The following is a 22,621-nucleotide window of genomic DNA, read 5'->3' on the forward strand; positions in this document are numbered from 1 at the left end:
ACGGGGTCAGACCGCGGCTTCAAGCGCAACTGCCTGGGTGTAATTGCGCTTGAGATGGTCGTTGATTGCCGCGCGGCATGCAGTGACATCGCGCGAAAGGGCTGCGTCGAGGATTGCCTGATGCTCGTGGATAATCGCGCTAAAGTAACTGCGGCCGAAGCCGCTTTCCTGTGCGACCATTTGTTGGCGGAACTGGCCGTAAACATTCTCGTAGGTATCGCGCAGCATGGGCGATCCGCAGCGCGAGATGAGCGTGTCGTGGAAGCTCCATTCAGCGTTTGTCCAAAGTTTCATGTTGTCTGGATTATCAGCAAGGTCTCCAGAGCGCTCGAATTCGCTTTCGAGATGGCTGAGCCTATGGTGCGCGGCAGTCAACTCCGCTTCCCAGCTTATGCCGCCCAATTTCATCGAAAGGGTTACGCCTTCCTGTTCTAACATTGAGCGGAAGCGCGTGACATCGTTGCGTTTTTCGGGCGATGTGTATTGCGCGCGAAAGCCGCGTTGCATTTCAAATTCTACAAGCCCGACTTTGGTCAGACGCAAAAGAACGTCCCGCACGGTATTCGCCGAGCAGCCGTATTCACCCTGAAGCGACGCAGGCTTAAGCTTCTCGCCGGGGCCGAAGCGGGCGTTCATCAGTTTATTTTTGAGGTCGGCGTAAATCGCCGGTGAGTCCGTCTTCATGGGCCGCCTTTCGCGACTCATGTCTAGCAGAAGCTTTCTGAAAATAGGGAAAAATTTTGAAATTTTGAAATTTTCCAGAATTTTGTTGGCAGCCGGGAAATGCACAGCTAGGGTCGTCCGGGCCACTATCGAACACGACGGAGATCGTGTTGGCTGTAACTGAAAATTGGGAGGACCCTAAATGAAACTTATCAAACTAGCCGCCGCTGCGGTCAGTACACTTGCGATCGTCGGTGCATCCACCGCCTTTGCGCAAACGACGAACCTGCGCATACAGAGCCACTACGCGCCTGAAACAGTGTCGGGAAAGCTTGCAGCTCAATACATCCAAGACATCACCGATATGTCGAACGGCGCAATCCAGGTCGAAGTATTCTGGAGCTCTTCGGTTGTGAAGTCGGTGGAAACATTCGACGCAGCCGCATCCGGCATTCTGGACTGCGACTTTACTGGTGGTGGCTACCAGACTGGTAAAAACCCAGCGTTCCAGTTTGTTGGAGACATCATGGGCGGCTATGACACCCCTTACCAGCAGCTTTCGTGGTTGTATTACGGTGGCGGGCTTGAAGCTGCCAAACCGCTTTACAACAAATACGGCATGGAGCTCATCGGCTGGTGGATTTATGGGCAGGAAAGCTTTGCCTCGTCCAAGCCAATCGAGAAAGTTGCAGACTTCCAAAATTGGAAATTCCGCTCTCCTCCAGGCATGGAAACAAAGATCTTTGAAAAGCTCGGCGCTTCGCCGATCGTGATGGACTTCACTGAGATTTTTACCGCGCTGGAAACAGGCATCATTGACGGAGCCGACGCATCTGGTCTGGCCAACAATGTTGGTCTAGGTCTGTATGACATCGTCAAATACGCCAACTTCCCTGGTTTCCATTCGATGCCTTCCGACCACCTGGCATGTAACAAGGAAGTCTTCGATGCGATGCCTGCGTATCAACAGAGGATCATGAAGGTCGGAATGGAGGCGCTGGCGCTTCGCACAGCATTAACCTTCGAAAAGGCCAATGCCGAGGCAGCCGCGAAGCTGCGTTCCGAAGGTGTGACACTGTCGCAGTGGGCACCTGAAGAGCTGGCGAAATTCCGTGCTGCAGCTCAGGCCACATGGCCTGAATTTGCGACCACGCCTGAAGCAAAGGCGCTGGTTGATTCGCACATGGCTTACCTAGCCCAACTGGGCCTTGTTTCTGAGTAAGGTCTGACAGGAGGGGCGGGGCCGTTTGCACCGCCCCTCTCAATGAGATCTTGCAGGGCGACACGCCAGGTTGATCCAACCGCGGCAGATTTTGGCGGTTGCTGGGGTAAAAAGGGACAAAGGGCACCCATTTGTGGCGCCCTGACGGGGAGGTTTCCATGCAGCACGAAAAGCACGGCACCGCGGTCGAATGGCTGGTGCCACTTGGGTTTATCTTTTGTGCTGGGTGGCTGATCTGGCATATGCCGGCCTTTATCCTAGATTGGGGCGGGCACGCTGATCAGCTGGCAGCCCTTTATGGCCGCATCGATGTAACCCCGAACGTCCCCATCGTAATAGGCACCCATATTGATATTATTGATCTTTTCGCACTGATTTGCATGCCGATCTTTGTTGTTCTGGGCGTTTTGACTGTACGCCGCGCGCCGATGGAGTTTGAGTCTTGGGGGCCACTGGATCGTTTGTCCGTATTCATCGGGCGTGTGACCATGATGCTAATAACCTTGCTGACCATGGTGATGCTCTATGAGGTTGCTCTGCGCTACGTATTCGAGGCGCCGACATTGTGGGCGAACGAACTTTCGCTATGGCTTGCTGGCTTCGTATTTTTGACCGCTGGGCTTTACGCGATGCAGCAGCGTAGCCATATCAGGATTTTTTTACTTTACGACATGGCGCCGCGCTGGTTGCAGCGGCTGTTTGACTGCATCTCGACGCTGCTGATTGTCGTCTTCGCCGCTGCACTTATTTATGGTGGCTATGGCGAGGCCTTCCAGAAATTTGGGCGTTGGGAGACGTTTGGTACTGCCTTTGATCCACCTATTCCGGCGACGCTGAAAGTCTCGGTGCTGTTCATTGTGGCGATGGTGGCGATCCAGGCCCTTATCAATCTGATCTCGGACTGGAATGCAGAGCCGGTGATCCACACGGCAGCCGACGACATTGACGAAGACGAGCTGGAGCGGTTGCGCGCCGCGGTCGGTGCAGATGAGCCAGATACACTGGACGTCACCCACCAATCTTATCAGACGAAGGCAAACAAATAATGGATATCGGAACCATTTCACTGGTCCTTATGCTGGGCCTTTTGGTGCTGCTCGCCATAGGCATGCCGCTTGGTCTTGCCTCGGCCATTTTGGCCGTTCTTGTGCTGTTCATGAAGTTCGAGCCAGACACGCTGTTTAATCCGCTTTTGTTTGGAGACGGTATTTTGACGGGGAGGCCGGGGAGTGGGCCTTTGAATATTCTCGCCCAGAAAATATACGGTCTCTTAACGGACTATGTGCTCATATCTATTCCTCTGTTCATTTTCATGGCGTCGCTGCTGGAACGTTCCGGAATTGCAAAGGACATGTATTCCTCGCTCAGTGTCTGGCTCAACCGGACGCGGGGCGGCATCGCGATCGTCACGTCGATCATGGCTGTAATCATGGCCGCGATGTCGGGCATTATCGGGGGCGAAGTGGTTTTGCTAGGCCTGATCGCTTTGCCGCAGATGTTGCGGCTCGGCTATAATCAGAACCTCGCCATCGGGACGATCTGCGCGTCGGGCTCGTTGGGGACGATGATCCCACCGTCGATCGTGTTGATCATCTACGGTCTAATCACCGAAACGTCGATCAAGGCGCTCTTCACGGCGGCCTTCTTGCCGGGCTTCATGCTGGCCTCGTTCTTCATCCTATACATTATTGTTAGGACGCAATTGCGCCCTCAAGATGCACCTTTACCAGATCCGCTACCCGGCGAGCCGCTTGGTCTAGAGAAGTTGGGCTTGTTCACGGCATTCCTTGCGGTTCTGATATCGGGCATCTGCACGGTCTTGTTCCTGCGCGCTCTGTTCTTCACGATCACAGGCCAGAACATCGATCTTGGAGATGGGGTCGAACAGATCTTTTGGGGGACTGCCGATTATGTGCCGTGGTTTGGTGGCATCGTCTCGATCTGCCTCGGGTTAATCTACTTCGCCTTCGGCCTGAAACGGACGACACGCGGCTGGCTATTGGGTAAAGGTCTTGTCGCCCCGATTGTCGTAATCGGCGTTGTCATGGGGTCCATCTACGGCGGGATAACGGGCATCACCGAGGCGGCTGGTATGGGCGCATTGGCTGTTTATTTGCTGATGACTTTGTACCAAAAAGACTTCTCTGGCTGGGTAAGTCTTGTGGTGAAAAACGCGGTTTGGATAGCCCTATATATCGCGATTGTTCTGATCGCACCGCAATTCTTAATCGAGAGTGAAAGCCTTGGCATCACGCAAACGATGGTCACCCTGCTGATCTTACTGCTGCTGACGCTGCGCATCCCTGCCGTTCTTGATGGGCTTTGGGACAGTTTGATGCGGACGCTGAAATCGACCGGTACCATCATCTGGGTGACCATCGGGGCTGCAGCGCTTGCTGGGGCTTACACGATTGCAGGCGGCCCGACTTATGTGGCCGAGTTCATCGTTGGAAGTGATCTGCCAACGATGGGCATTATCTTAGCAATGATGGTGATTTTGCTGTTCATGGGGGCGTTCATGGACTGGGTTGGGATCGTTCTGTTGATCATTCCGGTGTTCCTGCCCATCGTGCAGCGCCTTCCGATCGAGGAAATAGGTCTCTTCGGGGAGCTAGAGCCCAAGAACCTCGCGGTTTGGTTTGGTGTGCTATTCTGTATGAACATGCAGGTCAGTTTCCTGTCACCGCCCTTTGGCCCGGCTGCGTTCTACCTGAAATCCGTGGCTCCACCGCATATCTCGCTGACCGACATCTTCAAAGGCTTCCTGCCCTTTATCGCTATCCAGCTCTGTGCCTTGTCAGTGCTGCTGGCCTGGCCGCCGATCGTTGAAATCCTACTGAAATAGGTCTGGATTAGTGAATGCTAAGCGCGTCGCAGAGAGAAGCTTACGAAACCCATGGGTTTCTGGTGGTTGAAGACGTCATCGACGTGAGGATTCTGGATGCGGTGCGGCAAGAATATGCGGGCCTGCTGGATCTGCTTTATGCTGGATGGCAGAGTGAAGGGCGGGTTGGCGCGCCCGCTCGTGACGACTTCTGGGGCAAGCTTGTGACCGCATACGAGGCGGACTGTGATTGGTTTCAGCCGATGGACATCTCGCTTCCGGGCGACAAGATTGCGACTGATACGCCGATGCACTTCGGTCCTGCGGTCTTTGATATGGTGCGTGCCCCGGGGCTTTTAGATATTGTCGAGCAGTTGATCGGGGGTGAAATCACCTCGAACCCGATCCAGCATGTGCGAATTAAGCCACCAGCCACCGCGTTGGCCAGTGATGAAATTCGCGCGCATATCACGTCGACGGATTGGCATCAGGATCGCGCGGTTGCCTTGGGCGAGGCGGATCAGACGGATATGGTGACGTGTTGGCTGGCGATTACGGATGCGACGGTGGAAAACGGCTGCTTGCAGGTTTTGCCGAAGGAGGACACGCAAGCAATACTACCGCATTGCCCTCAGCGTCAGACCGCGATTGCGCCGGGGTACGTGGCCGAAGATAAAGCGGTGCCGTTGCCTGTTCGGGCGGGGGGCGTTGTGCTGTTTCACCCCCTGACACCGCATGCATCATTGGTGAACAAGACGGACGGGTTTCGCTGGTCATTTGACCTTCGCTTCCATGTGACTGGGCAGCCGTCGGGGCGCAGTCATTTCCCCGAGTTCGTCGCGCGCAGTCGACAAAACCCCGACACTGAATTGAGCGATTGGCAGGAGTGGAAAAACATGTGGGAAGACGCGCGCGCACGATTGGCGGCCATGCCGCATATCGCCATCCATCGGTGGCAATCTGACAGCCCGGCCTGCGCATGAGTGCTTTAAGTCGCCTTGATCCCATGGACAATGTTGCCACGGCGATCCGTCCTTTGGAAATCGGTGCCGAGGGCGCGCGCGAGTTGATACCGCGTGGGCAGAAGATGGCTCTTGAAGCGATCGCGAAGGGCGTGGAGGTCCGAAAATACGCGACGTTGATCGGCTATGCTGCCGAGGACATTGCGGCGGGGGCGTTGGTTCACACACACAATCTGGAGTACCGAAACGTCAATCGAGCCTACGAGTTTGCGACGAATTTGCGCCAGATGCCACGCCCAGAAAGCGTTGATACGTTCATGGGGTATCGCCGTGAGAACGGTAAGGTTGGGACGCGAAATTACATCGCGGTTCTGACTTCGGTGAACTGTTCGGCGACGGCGGCGCGCCGTATTGCTGAGCATTTCACGCCGGAGCGCCTTGCCCCCTACCCCAACGTGGATGACGTGACGGCTTTTGTGCATGGCACGGGCTGTGGAATGGCGGACGCGGGCGATGGTTTTGAAGCCTTGCAGCGTGTGATGTGGGGATATGCGCGCAATCCCAATGTGGCCGGTGTTCTGATGGCGGGTTTGGGCTGTGAGACGATGCAGATCGACTGGTTGATGGAGGCCTTTGGGCTGACGCCGGGGCCGCTGTTTCAGGCGATGAATATTCAGGACGTGGGCGGGCTTGGGCGGACGGTTTCCGCCGGCATCGCCAAGATCGAGGCGATGCTGCCTTTGGCGAATAACGTGCGGCGTGAGGCCTGTCCGGCGTCGGAATTGATGGTTGCATTGCAGTGTGGTGGCTCGGACGCGTGGTCCGGGATTACCGCAAACCCGGCGCTTGGTCATGCCTGTGACTTGCTGGTCGCGCAAGGCGGCACAGGTGTTTTGGCGGAAACTCCGGAGATTTACGGCGCCGAACACTTGCTGACAGCGCGCTCTGCTACAAAAGCCATCGGCGAGCAATTGATCGAGCGCATCCGCTGGTGGGAAGATTATACTGCGCGCAACAAGGGCGTGATGGACAACAACCCATCACCCGGCAACAAAAAGGGTGGTCTGACAACGATTTTGGAGAAGTCTTTGGGGGCCGCCGCCAAGGGCGGAACGTCACCTTTGATGGGCGTTTACAAATACGCAGACACGGTGCGCGCGCGCGGGTTCACCTTTATGGATAGTCCCGGCTATGACCCGGCAAGTGTGACGGGCCAGATCGCGGGCGGCTGCAATCTTGTGTGCTTTACCACGGGGCGTGGATCGGCGTTTGGCTCGAAGCCATCGCCAACGATCAAGGTCGCGACGAACACCCGGATGTATGAGAAGATGACCGACGATATGGACATCAATGCCGGGGATATCCTGGATGGCGGGGTATCTATTGAGGCGAAGGGTCGGGAGATTTATGAGGCTTTTCTGCGGGTCGCGTCTGGCGAGGTGACCAAGTCCGAAGCGCAGGGCCTTGGCGATTATGAGTTTGTACCCTGGCAGATCGGCGCCGTGATGTGAGTGATGCAAACGTCCTTCGCCTTGGTCTGATCGGAGACCACATTGGTCGGTCACGGTTTTCGGCCGCGATGGACTTGCTGTGCCGCGCACATGGGCTGACGCTTGATTTCACGCCGATTGATACCGGCGAGTTTCCAGATTTTAATTTCGATGCCAAGATCGAACAGTTGATTGCGGACGATTGGACTGGCGTAACGATTACGCATCCCCACAAGACCGCCGCACGAACGCGGGCGGGGGATGGGATGATTGCGCAGGCCGCGCATCTTCCGGCATCCAACTTGTTGACGTTTCGCCCCAAGATGAAGGGCTTTAACACAGACTATACGGGCTTCGTCGGCGCGTGGGATGGGATAATGGGCAACACGAACCCTGGCCGCGTGGCCGTGGCGGGCGCGGGCGGTGTGGCAGGGGCGATTGTCCCCGCACTGGTGGTGCTTGGGGCGAGCGATGTCGCTGTTTGGGACCCCGCACCGGGTGTTGCGGCCAGGCTTGCCAAGTTGGTGGGCGGTCCTGTACGGGCCGTTTCAACCGGGGATAGTCGCTCTGTCATTGAAGACGCCGACGGATTGGTGAACGCTTCGGCGCTTGGCATGGGGGATGATCGACGATCCGCCTTTTCCATTGAAGCGATCGGGTCGCAAACCTGGGCGTTTGATGCCGTTTACACGCCGACGAACACGACGTTTTTGCGGGCGGCTGGATCGCGCGGGCTGACGACAATCTCGGGGTTCGATCTGTTTCGACATATGATCCTTGGGTCTTTCGAGGCTTATAGCGGCATTCAGCCAAACAAGGACGCGATGTTGCCGCTTATCGATGCGCTTCGCCCGGATTGAGGGGCCTGGGTGTCTGAGCTTCCATCCATCGCTGTCATCGGTCGCGGTCTGATTGGCAGCGCTGCGGCGCGCCATTTGGCCAATGAGGGCCTCGCACCGGCTTTGATCGGACCGACCGAGCCGGTGGATAAACTCAGTCATCGCGGGGTCTTTGCCAGTCACTATGACGAGGGTCGCATAACGCGCAAAAACGCAACCGACCGCTATTGGGCCGAGGCTTCGATTGCGTCAATCAAGCGATACGCCGAGATCGAAGTTGCGTCCGGCATCACGTTTTTCTCACCCGTTGGCGCTTTGACAGCCGGGGCAGAGGACGGCGATTTTCTTGGTGAGACGCGCGCGGTTGCGAAAGTGCTTTCTGTTTCACATCAAGATCTTAAGGGAAAGACCCTTACGCACACCTTCCCGGACCTGACGCTTCCTGATGGCTGGAGTGCTTTGTGGGAGCCGGGCGAAAGTGGGCATATCTCGCCCCGGCGCTTGGTCGCTGCACAGTCGAAACTGGCCGAAGCTGCGGGGGCTACTCTTCTGGATGTCGCGGTCACTGGCTTGGACGAAACATCCACTGGGGTTCAAGTCCATACCGGCGCAGGTGTGCAGGTGTTCGACCAGGTTCTTGTGGCGGCCGGTGGCATGACGGATCACGTGCTTGGGCGTCCGCTATCGTATCGCGTGTGTGGAAGGACCGTGGCGCTGTTTGAGGTGTCCGAGCTGGAAGCCACGCGGTTGGCTTATTTGCCATCGCTGGTAATGGGAACGCCCGAGCGTCACTATTTGTTGCCGCCGATCCGCTATCCGGATGGCAAGGTTTACATGAAACTTGGCGGCGATCCGGACGATATTCTGCTGACCTCGCCGGATGAGATTGGCGATTGGTTTCGCACCGGTGGGCGGGCGGAAGTGCGCGATGATCTGGGTGCGCGATTTCGCGCCCTCTTCCCGGGGGTCACGAGTACATCGGTGAAAATGGACGCCTGCATGACAACCTGGACCAACGATCTGCGGCCCGAGATTGCACGGCTATCGGACAGAGTTTCGGTGGCCTCGGCGGGGAACGGTGCGGGCGCGAAATGCTCGGATGAATTGGGGCGTCGAGGTGCGGCGCTGATTGCAAATGAATTAGGGAAAGGACGATGAGATGACGAAACCAGAAATAGGATTTATTGGACTTGGCTTGATGGGGTCGGCCATGGTCGAACGGCTTCAGGCGACCGGATACAGTGTGACTATAACGCCAAACCGATCACGTCCCAATATCGATGCCGCCGTTGCCCGCGGGGCGTCTGAAGTCGGGACTGCGCGCGAGGTCGCCGCGGCAAGCGACATCGTTATGTTATGCATGGATACCTCGGACAGCGTCGAGGCACGGATGCGCGGCGCAGATGGCGTGATTGCCGGGTTACGCGCGGGCGCTGTTGTGATTGATTTCGGCACGTCCCTGCCCGCATCGACCCGCACGCTTGGCGTCGAAGTGGAGGCCGCCGGCGGAACTTACCTTGACGCACCGCTTGGGCGAACACCGCTTCATGCCAAAGACGGGCTTTTGAATATCATGGGCGCGGGCGACAAGGCGGCCTTCGACAAAGTTGAGCCGGTTTTAAGCGATTTAGGCGAGAACATCTTCCATTTGGGCGATCTTGGCGCCGGGCACACGATCAAGCTGATCAACAACTTCTTTGCGATGACAACGGCGAACGCCATGTCCGAGGCCTTTGCGATGGCCGATGTGATGGGAGTGGATCGCAAGAAGGTTTACGATGTTATGGCGGCAGGTCCATTGCGGTCGGGCATGATGGATTTCGTCAAAGCCTATGGCGTCGACGGTGACCCCATGCAGCTTGCTTTTGCGGTGAAGAACGGCGCGAAAGACGTGGGATACTATGTGCAGATGGCAAAAGAAGCCGGCGCGGACAGCATCATGTCCCAGTGTGCGCTTAAGGGCCTGAAAGCCGCGATGGCGGACGGTCGCTCGGAGGATATGGTGCCGCAGATGGTGGACTTCTATTCGACGCTTTACAAAGCGTGATCCGATGACACGTGTCGCCTGCATTGGCGAAGCCATGATCGAAATGTCGCTGGACGGCGACACAGCGGCCTTGGGGGTTGCAGGAGATACGTTGAACACGGCGGTCTACCTGAAGCGGAGCGCTCCGGAAATCGAGGTCGACTACATCACACGGCTGGGACGCGACCCGTTTTCGGACCGCATCAAGACGTTTATTGCCTCGGAGGGTATTGGAACTGCTGCGATAGGTGTCGATCCGGTTGCCACGCCGGGGCTTTATGCGATCACTTTGGGCGAAGGCGGGGAACGATCATTTACCTATTGGCGGTCGGCATCGGCTGCGCGACAGTTGTTTGCGGACGGTGATTTTTCCATGCTGGAGGGATATGATCTGGTGTATCTCTCCGGGATTTCGCTGGCCATTCTTCCGCATCCGGTGCGACTTGAATTGATTGCGTATCTGAAGGACGCGGGTGTTCGGGTTGCCTATGACAACAACCATCGCCCGCGCTTGTGGACGGTGAAAGAAGCGCGTGATGTGACGTCGGCGTTCTGGGGGTTTGCCGACATTCCCCTGCCCTCGATTGACGACGAAATAGCCGTGTTTGGTGGAGACAAGGCCGAGGCGCGCGCGCGATTTTCTACTGCACCCGGGTTGGGCGCAATGAAGTGTGGTGCGGACGGTCCCTTTTCAATCGGCGCGCAAGTTGACCAGTCCTATCCGCCCGCCGGCCGGGTGATCGACACCACGTCGGCTGGAGATAGTTTCAATGGTGCCTATCTGGCCGCACGGTTACAGGGCATGACGCAGGCAGAAGCCTTGCGCGCCGGGCATGACCTTGCGGCGAAAGTGGTTGGGTGTCGTGGGGCGATTATTCCGAAAACTGCGATGTAATATCTGACGCGCCTATCAGGTCCAGAACTGCAGCGGTTGGGTTGGGTGTCGAGATGGCACCCGCGAGCGCAACTGCAAGCGGATCGTCAAGCTTCCGGCCGTGCGATGTTTCTTGGGCGATGAAATCTATCCAGGCCTTAACAGCAGCGCATAAATGCGGGGCCGTGAGGTCGGACGCCAGGCGCGCTCGGATGCTATCAATCAGGCGGTAGGGCACCTTTTGTGACCCATCCATAGCGATCTGGCGAAGCTTATGCTCGACATGTATATTGTCAAATCGGTCGAGCAAGGCATCTGCGTAGGTCGAAGCCTCAAAGCGGACTTCTTTGGGCAACGTGGTTGCGGCCTCGTCCATCAAGCCGCGTACGGATTGTCGTAAATCCGGGTCCGCTATTGCCTCGTGAACGAAAGTGAAGCCCGCAAGGCTTCCGGCGTAGGCCAGATACGAATGCGCGCCATTCAGCATCCTGAGTTTCCGCATTTCATAGGGTGCCACGTCTCGCACCCATTGCACGCCAGGCCAATTCGGGCGCATTGAGACGAAGCGATCTTCGATCACCCATTCTTTGTAAGGCTCGCAGCCGACGGCCATGGCATCACCAGTTTTGGTCCTCAACTCGGCCGTGGTTGCTGGGGTAATCCGGTCGACCATCCCGTTTGGAAAGCTGACCTGGCAATGGGTCGTCAGGCCGCTGGTATTTTGAAACTCTTCGATCGCTTGTGCCAGGGCATTGCCGTTCCCAATGCGATTATCGCAGCTGAGGACCGTCACAGGTGCCTTTCGTTTCGCAAGACCGCGCGCGAGAAAACCGATGAACGTGCGCGGACTGTCCGACAAAAGATCGTGCGCAATGTCTGGATCCAAAAGGTCGAGATGACCGTTCGGCAACAGGTGGTATCCCTTCTCGGTAACGGTTGCCGAAATCACCGGAAACCTAGCGTCCGTGATATGATCAAGAACAGTCCTGGGATTTTCACTTCCGACAATAATACTGTCAATTATTCTTATGTCGCGCGGCGCTTGCCCCTGCACTGCCAGGGTGTAGCGGTTGCCCTGCGCGGAGAGCCCGTCTCGCACACCAGACGAGCGTAAGGAGACACCGGTGATTGACCAACCGCCAAGGTCCTGGGTGTAGTCGGCAAGATGTGCGCGAAAGAAGTTTCCGGGGCCGAAATGCAGGATTTGATTCATAGACGGTAGGCCTCGCGTGCCAGATCGACGGCAAGAAGAATTGCGATTTCTTCCGCGTTTCGTCGGTCGAAGTATCCTCGGCGGATCTGCCCTGACAAATGTTCGGCTACGGCCCGGCGCCACAAATCATGGCGCGCAGGTATCGAGAGGAACGCGCGGGTGTCGTCGTTGAAGCCCGCAAGGTTCCAATAGCCTGCTGTTTCTATAACTTGATCGAAGTATCGCGCAATTCCGGCGGGGCTGTCGTGGAACCACCATGGCGGACCGATGCGGAGGCACGGCCAATGGCCCGCCATGGGCGCAAGTTCCCGCGCGTATGTGCTTTCGTCCAAAGTGAAGAGGATCAGGCGGAAGCCCGGTTCATTTCCAACATGGTTCAACAGCCCCGCCAAACCATCCACCCAACTTGTGGCTGTGGGAATATCCGAGCCCTTGTCAGCGCCGAAGATTTTGAAAAGATGCGTGTTTGTGTTGCGCCGGCTGCCTGCATGAAGCTGCATAACCAGCCCGTCTTCGACCGACATTTCTGCCATCACGATCAACATATGACCATGAAACGCACGCGCTTGTGCTTCCGAGGGCGCATTGAGAACCCTTTGAAAGGCAGCTTCAGGATCAGCCAGAATAGCCGTCTGGACGATATCAATTGCGTGATCGGTTGCCGTGGCACCGTTTTGTTTGAAGAGCGCGCGACGCATGCGCAACGCCGCGAGATAGCCGGAATAATTCGTGGTGTCTCTGTGCGTAAGGAGCGCCAGGTTTTCGATGCTGTCTTTAAAGTCCACGTGTTGCGGATCAATCAGAGCATCAGGGCGAAACGTCGGAATGACGCGCCCCTCCCAATCGGACTTTGCGATCGTCTGATGATGAGACAGGTCATCAAGGGCGTTGTCGGTCGTCGCCAGCGCCTCTATCTTGAAACGGCCGAACAGCGCCCGCGGACGGAAGGCAGAGTCTGCCAATTTTTCCGCGATTTCATCGTAAACCTTATCAGCAGTTTCAGGGCCAAGCGGCGTTTCGACGCCAAGCGTTTGTGTCAGCACATACTCAATCCAGAGGCGGCTTGGGGTGCCGAGGAACAAATGCCAGTTATGAGCAAACGTTCGGAAGACGTCTCGTCTGTCGGTGTCGTCGCCTGCGGGTGGGACCCCGAGATCTTCGAGCGGGACCCCTTGAGAATAGAGCATACGAAACACGTAGTGATCCGGGACAACGAGCAGCTCCGCCGGGTCCGAGAACGGCTCATCGGTTGCGAACCATTTTGGATCACAGTGGCCGTGAGGCGAGACAATCGGAAGATCACGGATCGTTTCGTAGAGATGGCGCGCCGTTGGGTCTGTAAGTTCCATCAGGGGTCCGTTCCTTGGTCTTTGTGGTCTTCGCGTCATGAGCCGCAAAATATCACAAGTTTTGCTTGGCGAAGGCCTCTAAAGCTGTAACGCTTTTTGGCACAGGGGGAAATCATGAAGGTTGCTTTGATAGGACATGGGATGGTGTCGGGGACGCATCTAGCCGCCCTATATGACAGTAATTTGGTCAATTTACATGGCATACTAGGGAGTGATGTTGCGCGGGCTCGGACCTTCGGGGGCAATCATTGCGCAGACGCCAAGGTCTATCCGGGGCTGGCGGAGCTTTGCGCGGATACATCACTTGATTTTGCCATTGTGACCACACCGCCAAACGCACGGAAGGACATAGTTGATGCGCTTGTGGATGCGGGTCTTCCCATATTGATGGAGAAGCCAGTTGAACGGACCTTGAAGGCCGCAACCGAGATTGCAGTGCGTTGTAAAACGGGCGGTGTTGTTGCTGGAATAGTGTTCCAACACCGTGTGCGTGAGAGTTCACAGGCCTTGAAGACTGCTATTGCGCGCGGTGATTTAGGCGAATTGGTCGCCGCGGAAATACGCGTGCCGTGGTGGCGTGACCAAGGGTACTACGATCAGGCCGGGCGCGGCACGTATGCCCGCGATGGCGGTGGTGTGGTGATCAGTCAAGCCATCCACACGCTGGATCTGGCGATATGGTTAATGGGACCGGTCGCGACTGTGCAGGCGATGATGGCGACCACTGCTCTCCATGAATTGGAGGCTGAGAATTGGGCGGGGGGGCTTCTACGATTTGCGAATGGCGCGGTTGCAACTTTGACTGCAACGACGTCATTTTATCCGGGCGGGCAAGAGAGTATCCGAGTGCAGGGAACGCGCGCGCATGCGCATCTTGAGGGCGGTGTTCTTACAGTTTCCTATTTGGATGGACGAGTGGAACATCTGGGTGAAACTGCAAGCGGCACCGGCGGCGGGGCGGATCCGATGGCTTTCACCCATGCCTGGCACCAGGCGATCATTGAGGACTTTGCAAACAGCATTGAGGCCAGAAGGGCGCCGCTTTGTACTATGCGGGACGGGCTGCGCGTTCATGCGGTGATCGACGCGATGGAGCGATCCTCGAAGCTGGGGCAAACGGTCGGGGTGGTTGAGATATGACGCTACCTGTTGTCGCCATAGGGCTGGATCATCGACACATTTACGGGATGACCGAAAGTATATGTGCGGCGGGCGCTCATTGCGTTGGCTTTTGGACGGACGGCGCGCCGGGAACGCTTGGCGGCTTCATCGAACGGTTTCCCGATACGCCGCGCTTTGAAGCCTTGGGCGATGCGCTCGGATCAGGCGCAAAGTTAGCTTTGATATCTGCCGTTCCAGCGGACCGTGCCACTTTGGCAATACGGGCCATGGACGCAGGCATGGATGTGATGGTCGACAAGCCGGGGTGTACGACCTTTGAACAGCTTGGGGCAATCCGCGCCTGTGTTGCGCGGACCGGGCGGATTTGGTCAGTGAATTTTTCGGAACGCTTTGAGACCCGGTGTTCGACCCTTGCGAGTGAGTTGGTGGAGGCGGGAGAGATCGGGCGGGTTATTCAGACGGTTGGACTTGGGCCGCACCGGCTTAACCGCGCGACGCGGCCGCCATGGTTCTTTAAGCGTGATCGCTATGGCGGTATTTTGACGGACATTGCATCTCATCAGATCGATCAGTTTCTGCATTACACGGGGGCGGCTGACGCCGAGGTCACCCACGCTTTTGTCGCCAATCGTGGCAATCCGGATAAGCCCGGATTGCAGGATCTTGGGGAGCTGAATTTGCGCTCGGACACCGCAAGCGGCTATATTCGCGTGGACTGGTTTACGCCCGATGCCTTGCCGAATTGGGGCGATGGGCGACTGACAATTCTCGGTACCGAGGGCTACATCGAGCTTCGCAAATATGTCGATGTTGGCGGACGCACGGGCACCGATAGTGTGGTTCTGGTCAATGGAACGCGGTGCGAGACGTTGGACGCGCGGGACGCCGGATTGCCTTATTTTTCGAGGCTGCTTGGTGACATCGAAAACCGAACGGAGACTGCCATGTCACAGGCCCATTGCTTTACGGTGATGCGGCTTGCTCTTGCCGCGCAAGCCAAGGCAGAGGGGGCGACCACATGATCTGCGCTGCTATTTTAGGGGCGGGGATCGGGGTGCAGCACCTTGAAGCCTATCGCGCTTTGTCGGATCGATTTCAGGTCAGTTTGATCGTCGATCGTGACGCCGCGCGAGCGCGGGCCATGGATGCATCAATTGAATGGTCCGGCGAGATTGAGGTCGCGATCAGCGATCCAGAAATTGATTTGATCGATATTTGCCTGCCGCCGCATTTGCACGTTCCCGTGGCGTTGGACGCCTTGGCTGCGGGAAAGCACGTGATTTGCGAAAAACCTATTGCAACATCGATGGCGGATATTGCGCGTCTGCGGGTCGCAAGCGAAGCAACGGGCGCACAGCTTTTCCCGATCTTTCAGTATCGCTTTGGCCCCGCGATTGCGGCCCTGAAAACGATGATTTCGAACGGGTCGACCGGTGCGCCACAAGTCGCGGCGCTTGAGACGCACTGGTCGCGGGACGCCGCATATTATTCAGAGCCCTGGCGCGGAACATGGGTTGGTGAACAGGGTGGCGCCATTCTGGGGCATGCAATCCATACTCACGATTTGCTGACCTATCTATTGGGTCCTGTCGCGCAATTGTCTGCCGCCATCGCGACGCGGGTTAATCCAATAGAGACCGAAGATTGCGCCGCAATTTCGTTCCAGATGGCAAACGGTGCGCTTGCAACAAGCTCGGTCACGTTGGGTGCGGCGGTGGATGAAACACGGATTCGGCTGGTGTTTGAAAACCTGACGGCGACCTCTGGATGGGTGCCATACGCGCCCGCCACCGGGACATGGCGTTTTGAGGCCAGAGATCCTGCACTTCAACCCAAACTCGACGCCATTGTGCAAGCAACAGCGCGCGCTAGGGCCGGGTATGTTGGCGCATTTGACGCGATTGCAGACGCCCTTCAAGGCACCCCCGGCCATGAAGTGACGTTTGCGGACGGGGCTGCTTCAATCGAACTTGTCACGGCAATTTATGCCTCTGCAAGAACCGGCGTGCGCACGACACTTCCGTTGTCGAAGGATCATGCCTTCTTTAACGGATGGCTGCCCGATCAGACTGTGTAGTTAAGACCAAGCCGCCCGCCGTCGACGTAGATTGTCTCGCCAGTGATATAGCTGGCTTTTTTCGAGCAGAGGAAGGCAACGACATCACCGATTTCGCGGGCTGTTCCGGGGCGTTTTAGCGGGGTGCGAGACATGGCGGTTTTCATGGCTTCTGGGTTTGCGTTCACCCCCGCCATCATTTCGGTGTCAATTGACCCCGGCCCCACTGCATTGACCCGTATGTTGTGCGGCGCCAGCGCCAAGGCCGCGACTTTGGTCAGTTGCATAACGCCGCCCTTTGACGCGCAATAGGCCGGGATCGCGGGAATTGCGACCTGAGCATTGATCGACGACATGTTGACGATCGCGCCTTCGATCCCGTGCTCGACCATGGCGCGGCCAGCGCGCTGCGTGGCGACGAACACGCCGCGAAGGTTGACGCCTATGACCCGGTCAAACGTCGCAAGATCGTAGCTCAAAAATTCCCCCGCAGCGGCAATGCCTGCGTTGTTGACCAGTGCCGACACCGGGCCGTACTCGGCCTCGATCTCGTCGAACATCGCCAAGACCTGATCCGCGTCGCCCATGTCGCACACGAGCCCCGCCAGCGCGCCAAGTTTGGTCGCGGCCTCTGCCACGCCGTCGACTTTGATGTCGGCCAGGATCACGCGGAACCCTTCCTCCATCAGAGCCTCCGCAGAAGCATATCCGATGCCTTGTGCGCCGCCGGTCACGAGAGCGATGGGAGTGTCGGTCATTGGGTGTTCCTTTTTTGAACGCGGTCAGCCCGCATCGTCGTTTACCGAGATAAAACGCGCTTTTGGCGATGGTGCAATAGGGGGGCGTCCGAGGCTGGCGTCTAGCGGATGAGGATAGCGCGAAAATCGTTCACATTGGTGCCTGTCGGACCCGGTGCGAAGAGGTCGTCGATGGCATCGAAGGCGCCCCATGCGTCGTGGGCAGACAGGATGGCGGCGGGGTCTTTGCCCGCCTGCCTGATCCGGCTCCAGGTGGAGCCGTCGGCGAAGGCACCGGCGTTGTCTTCGGAGCCGTCGATACCGTCGGTGTCTGCCGCAAGTGCGCTGATGTTTTGTCCTTCGATGCCGCGCGCAAAGGCCAGAAGGAATTCCGTGTTGCGGCCCCCGCGTCCTCCCGCATTTCGGATCGTTACGGTCGTTTCACCACCCGACAGGATCACAACTGGCGGCGAAAATGGCCGATTGCGCTGGCGGACTTCGCGCGCGATGGCGGCGTGGACCTGCCCCACGTCTCGGGCCTCGCCTTCGATGGCGTCTGATAAGATGACAGGCGTGATACCAGCGGCCTTTGCTGCGCGGGCGGCGGCTTCGAGTGACAAAGATGCCGAGGCGATCACGAAAACCTCATTTTTCGCAAAGGTTTCTTCAGAGGGATGCGGCGGTTGGCCAAGGTCGGACGCAAGATGGTGGCGGATCGTTTCGGGCAATGCGATGCCGTAGGCCGCTATATGATTAAGAGCGTCGGCGCGTGTCACGGTATCGGGAACCGTCGGGCCAGAGGCGACCTGTGCGGGGTCATCCCCCGGCACGTCCGACACAACAAGGCTTATGACGCGCGCCGGGTGCGCGGCGGCGGCAAGACGCCCGCCTTTGATCTTGCTCACCTGTTTTCGGATCGCGTTCATCACTGAGATCGGCGCGCCGGACGCCAGCAGGCATTCGTTCAACGCGGCTTCATCGGCAAGCGTCATGCCGTCCGGCGGCGCGGGCAACAGGGCCGACCCGCCACCGCATATCAACGCGATCACAAGATCGTCCGGACCGAGGTTCGAGACCGCGGCAAACAAGGCCGCGGTCGCGTCCATGCCCGCTGCGTCAGGCACCGGATGCGAAGCTTCCAGCACCCGGATCGACCGGGTGGGGGCCGCATACCCGTATCGGGTGACCACGACGCCTTCGACTTTTGTGGGCCAAAGGTCCTCGAAGGCAGCAGCCATTTGTGCCGCGCCTTTGCCCGCGCCGATGACAATCGTCCGCCCTCTCGGCGGCTTTGGTAGAACGCAGGCCAGCGCGCGTTTTGGATCAGCGGCGGCAACGGCGGCTTCGAACAGGTCGATCAGGAAGGGTTTGTCATCTTTGATGCTCATTTCAGTTTTCTACCGCCCATCGAGGGAAAAGGTATTGCGATTACGTCGCCGGATCGCTTTTCTCGACCGGGCCGCCCTGCTTTTGCCAAGTCGAGAACCCGTCTTTCAGATGCGCGGCTTTGAAGCCCATATCCTGAAGAGTGGCCACCGTCAGCGCCGAGCGCCATCCGCTCGCGCAGTGGAAGACAAAGGTTTTGTCTTGTCCGAAAACCTCTTTGAAATAAGGGCTGTCGGGGTCTATCCAAAATTCGACCATACCGCGCGGGGCATGCACACTACCGGGGATAAAGCCGCTTCGTTGCCGTTCGCGAATGTCACGGATGTCGACGACGACGACGTCAGGATCGCCAAGTCGCGCGATCAGGTCAGGTGTGGCAACTTCCTCGATGCGCGCGCGGGCGGCGGCAACAAGGTCTGCCGATGATTTCAAAAGTTTCGCCACAACGGACCATCCATGACTGTTTGCTTTCACGACTTGATCGCACGGACCAAGCCGTCCTGCCAAGCAGGAAGGCTGCTTAAACCAGTGTCTTCATCCACCCAAGGGTCGCCTCCGTCGGACCACCTGGTTTGTACTCTGCGCCCAGGGGCATTGCCCATCCAACCGCATCAAGTTCGCGGAAAACGTGGGAATAGTTGATCTCGCCGTGATCGGGTGCGCCGCGATCGGGTACTGCCGCGAACTGGACATGCCCGATAACGGTCTGCAGCGCCTTGAAACGCGTGATGACGTCGCCCTCGTTGCGGCCGACATGATAGCAATCAAACATCAGCTTAAGGTTTTCGGCGTTCACCTCGTTCATGATTACCACGGCCTGATCGGTATTTCGCAGGAAATACTCCGGGGCATCGTTCCGGTTCAGTGGCTCGATCAGAATGGTTATTTGTGACGGTGCTGCCTGCGCGCAGGCATAGCCGAGGTTTGCCACAAACGTCGCATGAGCGCTTGGGCCCTGGGCGTTGCCAGCCATCACGTGAACCGCTTTCGCGCCAACCGCTAAGGCGTATTCCAACGCCTGATCAATCGCTGCGCGCGCTTGGGTTTCGCGATCCGGCAGGGCCGACAATCCGTTCTCACCTGCAGCTGTATCGCCGCGCGAAGTATTTAATCCCAGCATTGGAAGCCCAGTCGCATCAAGGGCCGACAGCACATCTTCGGGCGGGGTTTCATAGGGCCAGTGGCATTCGACGGCGACGAAGCCGGCAGCGTGGGCGGCAATGATCGCCCTTGGCAAGGACAGGTCAGTCCAGAGAAACCCAAGATTTGCAGAAAAGCGCGGCATGATACGGAACACCCCCAGTTTGTGTGGTTTGACGTTTGTCTTCGCATGCCAGTTACGGGGCTGTCTATCCATCGCAATTGATTGGTTCTGAGCGAAAATTGCCTTCTTACAAACTTTGAGGTAATGTCAGTCAACAAAAAGAAAAACATCCTGAGGTAGAATTTTTGATGCTAGAACGCCTTAAAGGGGCATGGGACGCATACGTCTGGCCATGGCTACACGGCCCAACGCGCCTGCAGGTTGCGGCGCTCTGTTATCGGCGTGACGGCAAGGCCAATAAGATCCTATTGATCACAAGTCGCGACACTGGTCGTTGGATCATCCCAAAGGGGTGGCCGATTGATGGCCTGAACGACCCCGAGGCTGCCAAACAGGAAGCTTGGGAAGAAGCGGGCGTGTCGAAGGGCAGTATGAGCGACGAAGCCATTGGGCACTATACCTATCGAAAATCGCTTGATGACGGTCTGGATATTCCTGTGAAAACAATGGTTTTCCCTCTGATCGTCGAAGAAATAAGTGACGAATTTCCTGAAGCAGATCAACGCGAGCGCAAATGGGTCAGCCAGGGCGAGGCTGCGAATATGGTCGACGAGCCAGAGCTGCAATCCATTTTGCGCGCGCTTTAAGTCGTCCGCCTTTCTTAGCTATCGTCGTTCTTAGCTTACGACGGGCAGCGAACGTGCCTCGTACTCAAAGCTGATTTCCGCGCCCGTCGCCGGATCTTGCATGGTGGCGCGAAACCTTGAGGCGGCGCGAACGCCGCCGATAGCCGCGAAGGTTCCGCACAACATTGCCGAGCCAGCTTGGAGATCGATGGCGGTGATAAGCGCCTCCAGCGGCCTGATCTGACCGAGATGCCCGTCCTGATAGAGAACCCAGTCGCCGTTTTCGTGGATCCAGGATTGAATGGTGATGGTCTCCAAACGATCCGCAACCCTGGCGTAATCCCAAAGCGTTGCCGCGCAGGGCTTGGCACAGATTTGCTTTGAGGCGGCCACAGACGTCGCCTCAAGCTGGCGGTCGGTATGATCCGAGCCAAGGCCCAGCCAAAGCGTCCCGCCGTGTCGCACAATCATAGGTTCAGCTTCGCCAGACGACGCATCCCCCAGCACTTCGATGAGCGGGTCGGTGGTCAAAAGGTCGTTCGAGACACGGTAGAACAAGGGCACCTTCGACGGTGGCGCAACCCCGATTGCCGCCAGTTCGTCGATGTGGTGTTGCACGGCTTTCGCATCACGTCCGGTCCAGCCCGCAACGATCAAATGCTCGACCTCAAAGTTGAAGGAGCTATTTTCGGTATTGAAATGCATCTCGTGGTCCTCGAACGTGGGTGACAGGGGCGAAACTGAGCGCAAGCGCGGGTGCTGTCCAGCGGAATTGCCCAAATCAAATACGGCGGGAGTAGCACAATGACGTTCGAGCAGTTGAAGACGTTCTATTGGGTCGCCCGGTTGGGCGGGTTTCGCCGCGCGTCAGAACAACTGAGCCTGTCACAACCGGCAATTTCCACCCGCGTCAGCACATTAGAAAGCGAACTTGGCGTCGTTTTGTTCGAGCGCACGCCAAAGGGTGTGGCATTGACCAAATCGGGGACGATGCTATTGGGCTACGCCGAACAAATGCTGTTTGTGCAGGAAGAGATCGTAAAGCGCGTCGCCAACCCGTCCAAGATCGAAGGGCTGTTTCGGATCGGATCGTCCGAGACAATTGCACAGGCCTGGTTGCCGGAATTTCTGAAAGCATTCAGCAACGAATATCCACGTGTGAACATTGATCTGACGGTCGATATTTCCGGAAATCTGCGTAACAGCTTGTTACAACAGGATATTGACCTGGCGTTCTTGATGGGGCCGGTTTCAGAATTTACTGTGGAAAACGTTGATCTGCCCAAATTTGATCTGCATTGGTACAAGGCGAAAGGTAGCGGGCCTGTCGATTTGCAAGCGATCCCGGTGATCTCATATGCCGCAAAAACACGCCCCTATCGCGAGTTGATGGCTGAGTTGTCGCGGCGCATCGGACCCAACGTGCGGATCTATTCATCGGCGTCGCTTTCGGCCAGTTTGCAGATGATTGCGGCAGGGATTGCGGTCGGGCCCTATCCTCAGGCGTTGGCGTCGGGCTTGCTATCTTTGGAGCGCATTGAGGAGTTCGATCCCGGCTTCCAGCCTAGTCCTTTGGCATTCACGGCCTCGTATCTTGGCGAACCTCGCAGCGTTTTGGCTGAACGCGGGGCCGAAATTGCACGGGAGATTGCGCATTCCTGGGGCAAGGATAATGCTGGCTAGCCTATCACTAATTTCTATCAATATTGATCCAAAATGATAATTTGAGATAAAGTATCGACCATGCAATCCTTTTGCTATGGGATCAAAGGGTGTGGGGATGTCTTCGGACACGACAATTTATCAAGACCTGCGCGGGCTGTCGGCGCGCGAGGTACGCATGGCAATCCGCGAGGGACGCTATGATCGTCACACCGCGGGGTTGGCCGCTGGAAAGCTGCAGTGCAATCTTGCGATCCTGCCGGAAGCCCATGCTCTCGACTTTCTGCGATTTTGCCAACGCAATCC

General features: G+C 57.3%; 22 protein-coding genes and 1 pseudogene. 15 read left to right on the forward strand and 8 right to left on the reverse strand.

The features are described 5' to 3' along the window. Positions 1 to 6 precede the first annotated feature (6 nt). Positions 7 to 684, reverse strand: a complete 678-nt coding sequence (locus Q1B15_RS01710) for a GntR family transcriptional regulator (RefSeq protein ID WP_299749192.1) — start codon at positions 682 to 684, stop codon at positions 7 to 9. A 181-nt stretch (positions 685 to 865) separates the two neighbouring features. Here Q1B15_RS01710 and Q1B15_RS01715 point away from each other — a divergent pair, with 181 nt between their 5' ends. From Q1B15_RS01715 to Q1B15_RS01755, 9 genes are all read left to right on the forward strand, one after another. Then, a complete protein-coding gene (locus Q1B15_RS01715; RefSeq protein ID WP_299749195.1) occupies positions 866 to 1,885 on the forward strand; it encodes a TRAP transporter substrate-binding protein in 1,020 nt (339 codons plus the stop codon). Between the two features lie 158 nt (positions 1,886 to 2,043). Beyond that, entirely contained in the window at positions 2,044 to 2,931 is an 888-nt protein-coding gene (locus Q1B15_RS01720) for a TRAP transporter small permease (protein ID WP_299749198.1), read from the forward strand. After that, positions 2,931 to 4,730: a TRAP transporter large permease subunit gene (locus Q1B15_RS01725; protein WP_299749201.1), complete on the forward strand. Its 1,800-nt coding sequence runs from the start codon at positions 2,931 to 2,933 to the stop codon at positions 4,728 to 4,730. Before Q1B15_RS01720 ends, Q1B15_RS01725 begins: the two co-directional genes overlap by 1 nt. 14 nt (positions 4,731 to 4,744) lie before the next feature. Continuing rightward, a complete protein-coding gene (locus Q1B15_RS01730) occupies positions 4,745 to 5,692 on the forward strand; it encodes a phytanoyl-CoA dioxygenase family protein (RefSeq protein ID WP_299749205.1) in 948 nt (315 codons plus the stop codon). Then, complete coding sequence (locus tag Q1B15_RS01735; RefSeq protein WP_299749208.1) at positions 5,689 to 7,182, forward strand: altronate dehydratase family protein; 1,494 nt, start codon at positions 5,689 to 5,691, stop codon at positions 7,180 to 7,182. The genes Q1B15_RS01730 and Q1B15_RS01735 overlap by 4 nt, the downstream gene beginning before the upstream one ends. After that, complete coding sequence (locus Q1B15_RS01740; RefSeq protein WP_299749211.1) at positions 7,179 to 8,021, forward strand: hypothetical protein; 843 nt, start codon at positions 7,179 to 7,181, stop codon at positions 8,019 to 8,021. The genes Q1B15_RS01735 and Q1B15_RS01740 overlap by 4 nt, the downstream gene beginning before the upstream one ends. A gap of 9 nt (positions 8,022 to 8,030) precedes the next feature. Next, complete coding sequence (locus tag Q1B15_RS01745) at positions 8,031 to 9,158, forward strand: FAD-dependent oxidoreductase (protein WP_299749214.1); 1,128 nt, start codon at positions 8,031 to 8,033, stop codon at positions 9,156 to 9,158. Position 9,159: 1 nt separating this feature from the next. Continuing rightward, the gene (locus tag Q1B15_RS01750) at positions 9,160 to 10,047 is read left to right on the forward strand and encodes an NAD(P)-dependent oxidoreductase (protein ID WP_299749217.1); all 888 of its coding nucleotides are present in this window, start codon (positions 9,160 to 9,162) and stop codon (positions 10,045 to 10,047) included. 4 nt (positions 10,048 to 10,051) lie between these two features. Further along, complete coding sequence (locus tag Q1B15_RS01755) at positions 10,052 to 10,921, forward strand: sugar kinase (protein WP_299749219.1); 870 nt, start codon at positions 10,052 to 10,054, stop codon at positions 10,919 to 10,921. Here Q1B15_RS01755 and Q1B15_RS01760 read toward each other — a convergent pair. Both Q1B15_RS01760 and uxaC read right to left on the reverse strand, forming a co-directional pair. Beyond that, positions 10,899 to 12,113, reverse strand: coding sequence for a mannitol dehydrogenase family protein (locus Q1B15_RS01760; RefSeq protein WP_299749222.1), 1,215 nt, complete (start codon positions 12,111 to 12,113; stop codon positions 10,899 to 10,901). The two genes, Q1B15_RS01755 and Q1B15_RS01760, sit on opposite strands and share 23 nt — an antisense overlap. Continuing rightward, complete coding sequence (uxaC, locus tag Q1B15_RS01765; RefSeq protein WP_299749225.1) at positions 12,110 to 13,462, reverse strand: glucuronate isomerase; 1,353 nt, start codon at positions 13,460 to 13,462, stop codon at positions 12,110 to 12,112. Before uxaC ends, Q1B15_RS01760 begins: the two co-directional genes overlap by 4 nt. Before the next feature lie 114 nt (positions 13,463 to 13,576). Here uxaC and Q1B15_RS01770 point away from each other — a divergent pair, with 114 nt between their 5' ends. From Q1B15_RS01770 to Q1B15_RS01780, 3 genes are read left to right on the forward strand one after another with little or no spacing between them, the layout of a single operon-like run. Continuing rightward, positions 13,577 to 14,602 (forward strand): Gfo/Idh/MocA family oxidoreductase, encoded by a 1,026-nt coding sequence (locus Q1B15_RS01770; RefSeq protein ID WP_299749228.1) that lies wholly within the window; start codon positions 13,577 to 13,579, stop codon positions 14,600 to 14,602. Next, a complete protein-coding gene (locus Q1B15_RS01775) occupies positions 14,599 to 15,606 on the forward strand; it encodes a Gfo/Idh/MocA family oxidoreductase (protein ID WP_299749231.1) in 1,008 nt (335 codons plus the stop codon). The genes Q1B15_RS01770 and Q1B15_RS01775 overlap by 4 nt, the downstream gene beginning before the upstream one ends. Continuing rightward, positions 15,603 to 16,661: a Gfo/Idh/MocA family oxidoreductase gene (locus tag Q1B15_RS01780; RefSeq protein WP_299749234.1), complete on the forward strand. Its 1,059-nt coding sequence runs from the start codon at positions 15,603 to 15,605 to the stop codon at positions 16,659 to 16,661. Before Q1B15_RS01775 ends, Q1B15_RS01780 begins: the two co-directional genes overlap by 4 nt. Here the strand turns inward: Q1B15_RS01780 and Q1B15_RS01785 are convergent. The 4 genes from Q1B15_RS01785 to Q1B15_RS01800 all read right to left on the reverse strand — a co-directional run bounded on the left by Q1B15_RS01785 (position 16,649) and on the right by Q1B15_RS01800 (position 20,048). Further along, positions 16,649 to 17,398, reverse strand: a complete 750-nt coding sequence (locus tag Q1B15_RS01785; protein WP_299749237.1) for an SDR family NAD(P)-dependent oxidoreductase — start codon at positions 17,396 to 17,398, stop codon at positions 16,649 to 16,651. The two genes, Q1B15_RS01780 and Q1B15_RS01785, sit on opposite strands and share 13 nt — an antisense overlap. Before the next feature lie 101 nt (positions 17,399 to 17,499). Continuing rightward, positions 17,500 to 18,765 carry a glycerate kinase gene (locus Q1B15_RS01790; RefSeq protein ID WP_299749240.1) on the reverse strand — a complete coding sequence of 422 codons (1,266 nt, stop codon included), beginning with the start codon at positions 18,763 to 18,765 and terminating at the stop codon, positions 17,500 to 17,502. Positions 18,766 to 18,805: 40 nt separating this feature from the next. Beyond that, a complete protein-coding gene (locus tag Q1B15_RS01795) occupies positions 18,806 to 19,207 on the reverse strand; it encodes a rhodanese-like domain-containing protein (RefSeq protein WP_299749243.1) in 402 nt (133 codons plus the stop codon). A gap of 76 nt (positions 19,208 to 19,283) precedes the next feature. Next, positions 19,284 to 20,048, reverse strand: a complete 765-nt coding sequence (locus Q1B15_RS01800) for a TIM barrel protein (RefSeq protein ID WP_299749246.1) — start codon at positions 20,046 to 20,048, stop codon at positions 19,284 to 19,286. 167 nt (positions 20,049 to 20,215) lie between these two features. On the opposite strand from Q1B15_RS01800, the gene Q1B15_RS01805 reads away from it, so the two are divergent. After that, positions 20,216 to 20,674, forward strand: a complete 459-nt coding sequence (locus Q1B15_RS01805) for an NUDIX hydrolase (RefSeq protein ID WP_299749249.1) — start codon at positions 20,216 to 20,218, stop codon at positions 20,672 to 20,674. 30 nt (positions 20,675 to 20,704) lie between these two features. Here the strand turns inward: Q1B15_RS01805 and Q1B15_RS01810 are convergent, their stop codons facing one another. Beyond that, positions 20,705 to 21,358, reverse strand: coding sequence for a DUF2848 domain-containing protein (locus tag Q1B15_RS01810; protein WP_299749251.1), 654 nt, complete (start codon positions 21,356 to 21,358; stop codon positions 20,705 to 20,707). Between the two features lie 99 nt (positions 21,359 to 21,457). Between Q1B15_RS01810 and Q1B15_RS01815 the strand changes: the two genes are divergently transcribed. Next, positions 21,458 to 22,336 carry a LysR family transcriptional regulator gene (locus tag Q1B15_RS01815; RefSeq protein ID WP_299749254.1) on the forward strand — a complete coding sequence of 293 codons (879 nt, stop codon included), beginning with the start codon at positions 21,458 to 21,460 and terminating at the stop codon, positions 22,334 to 22,336. A 97-nt stretch (positions 22,337 to 22,433) separates the two neighbouring features. Continuing rightward, positions 22,434 to 22,621: pseudogene (locus tag Q1B15_RS01820) on the forward strand (hypothetical protein); the annotation flags it as partial.

Source organism: uncultured Boseongicola sp. (genome assembly GCF_937988555.1).
GTDB lineage: Bacteria > Pseudomonadota > Alphaproteobacteria > Rhodobacterales > Rhodobacteraceae > Boseongicola.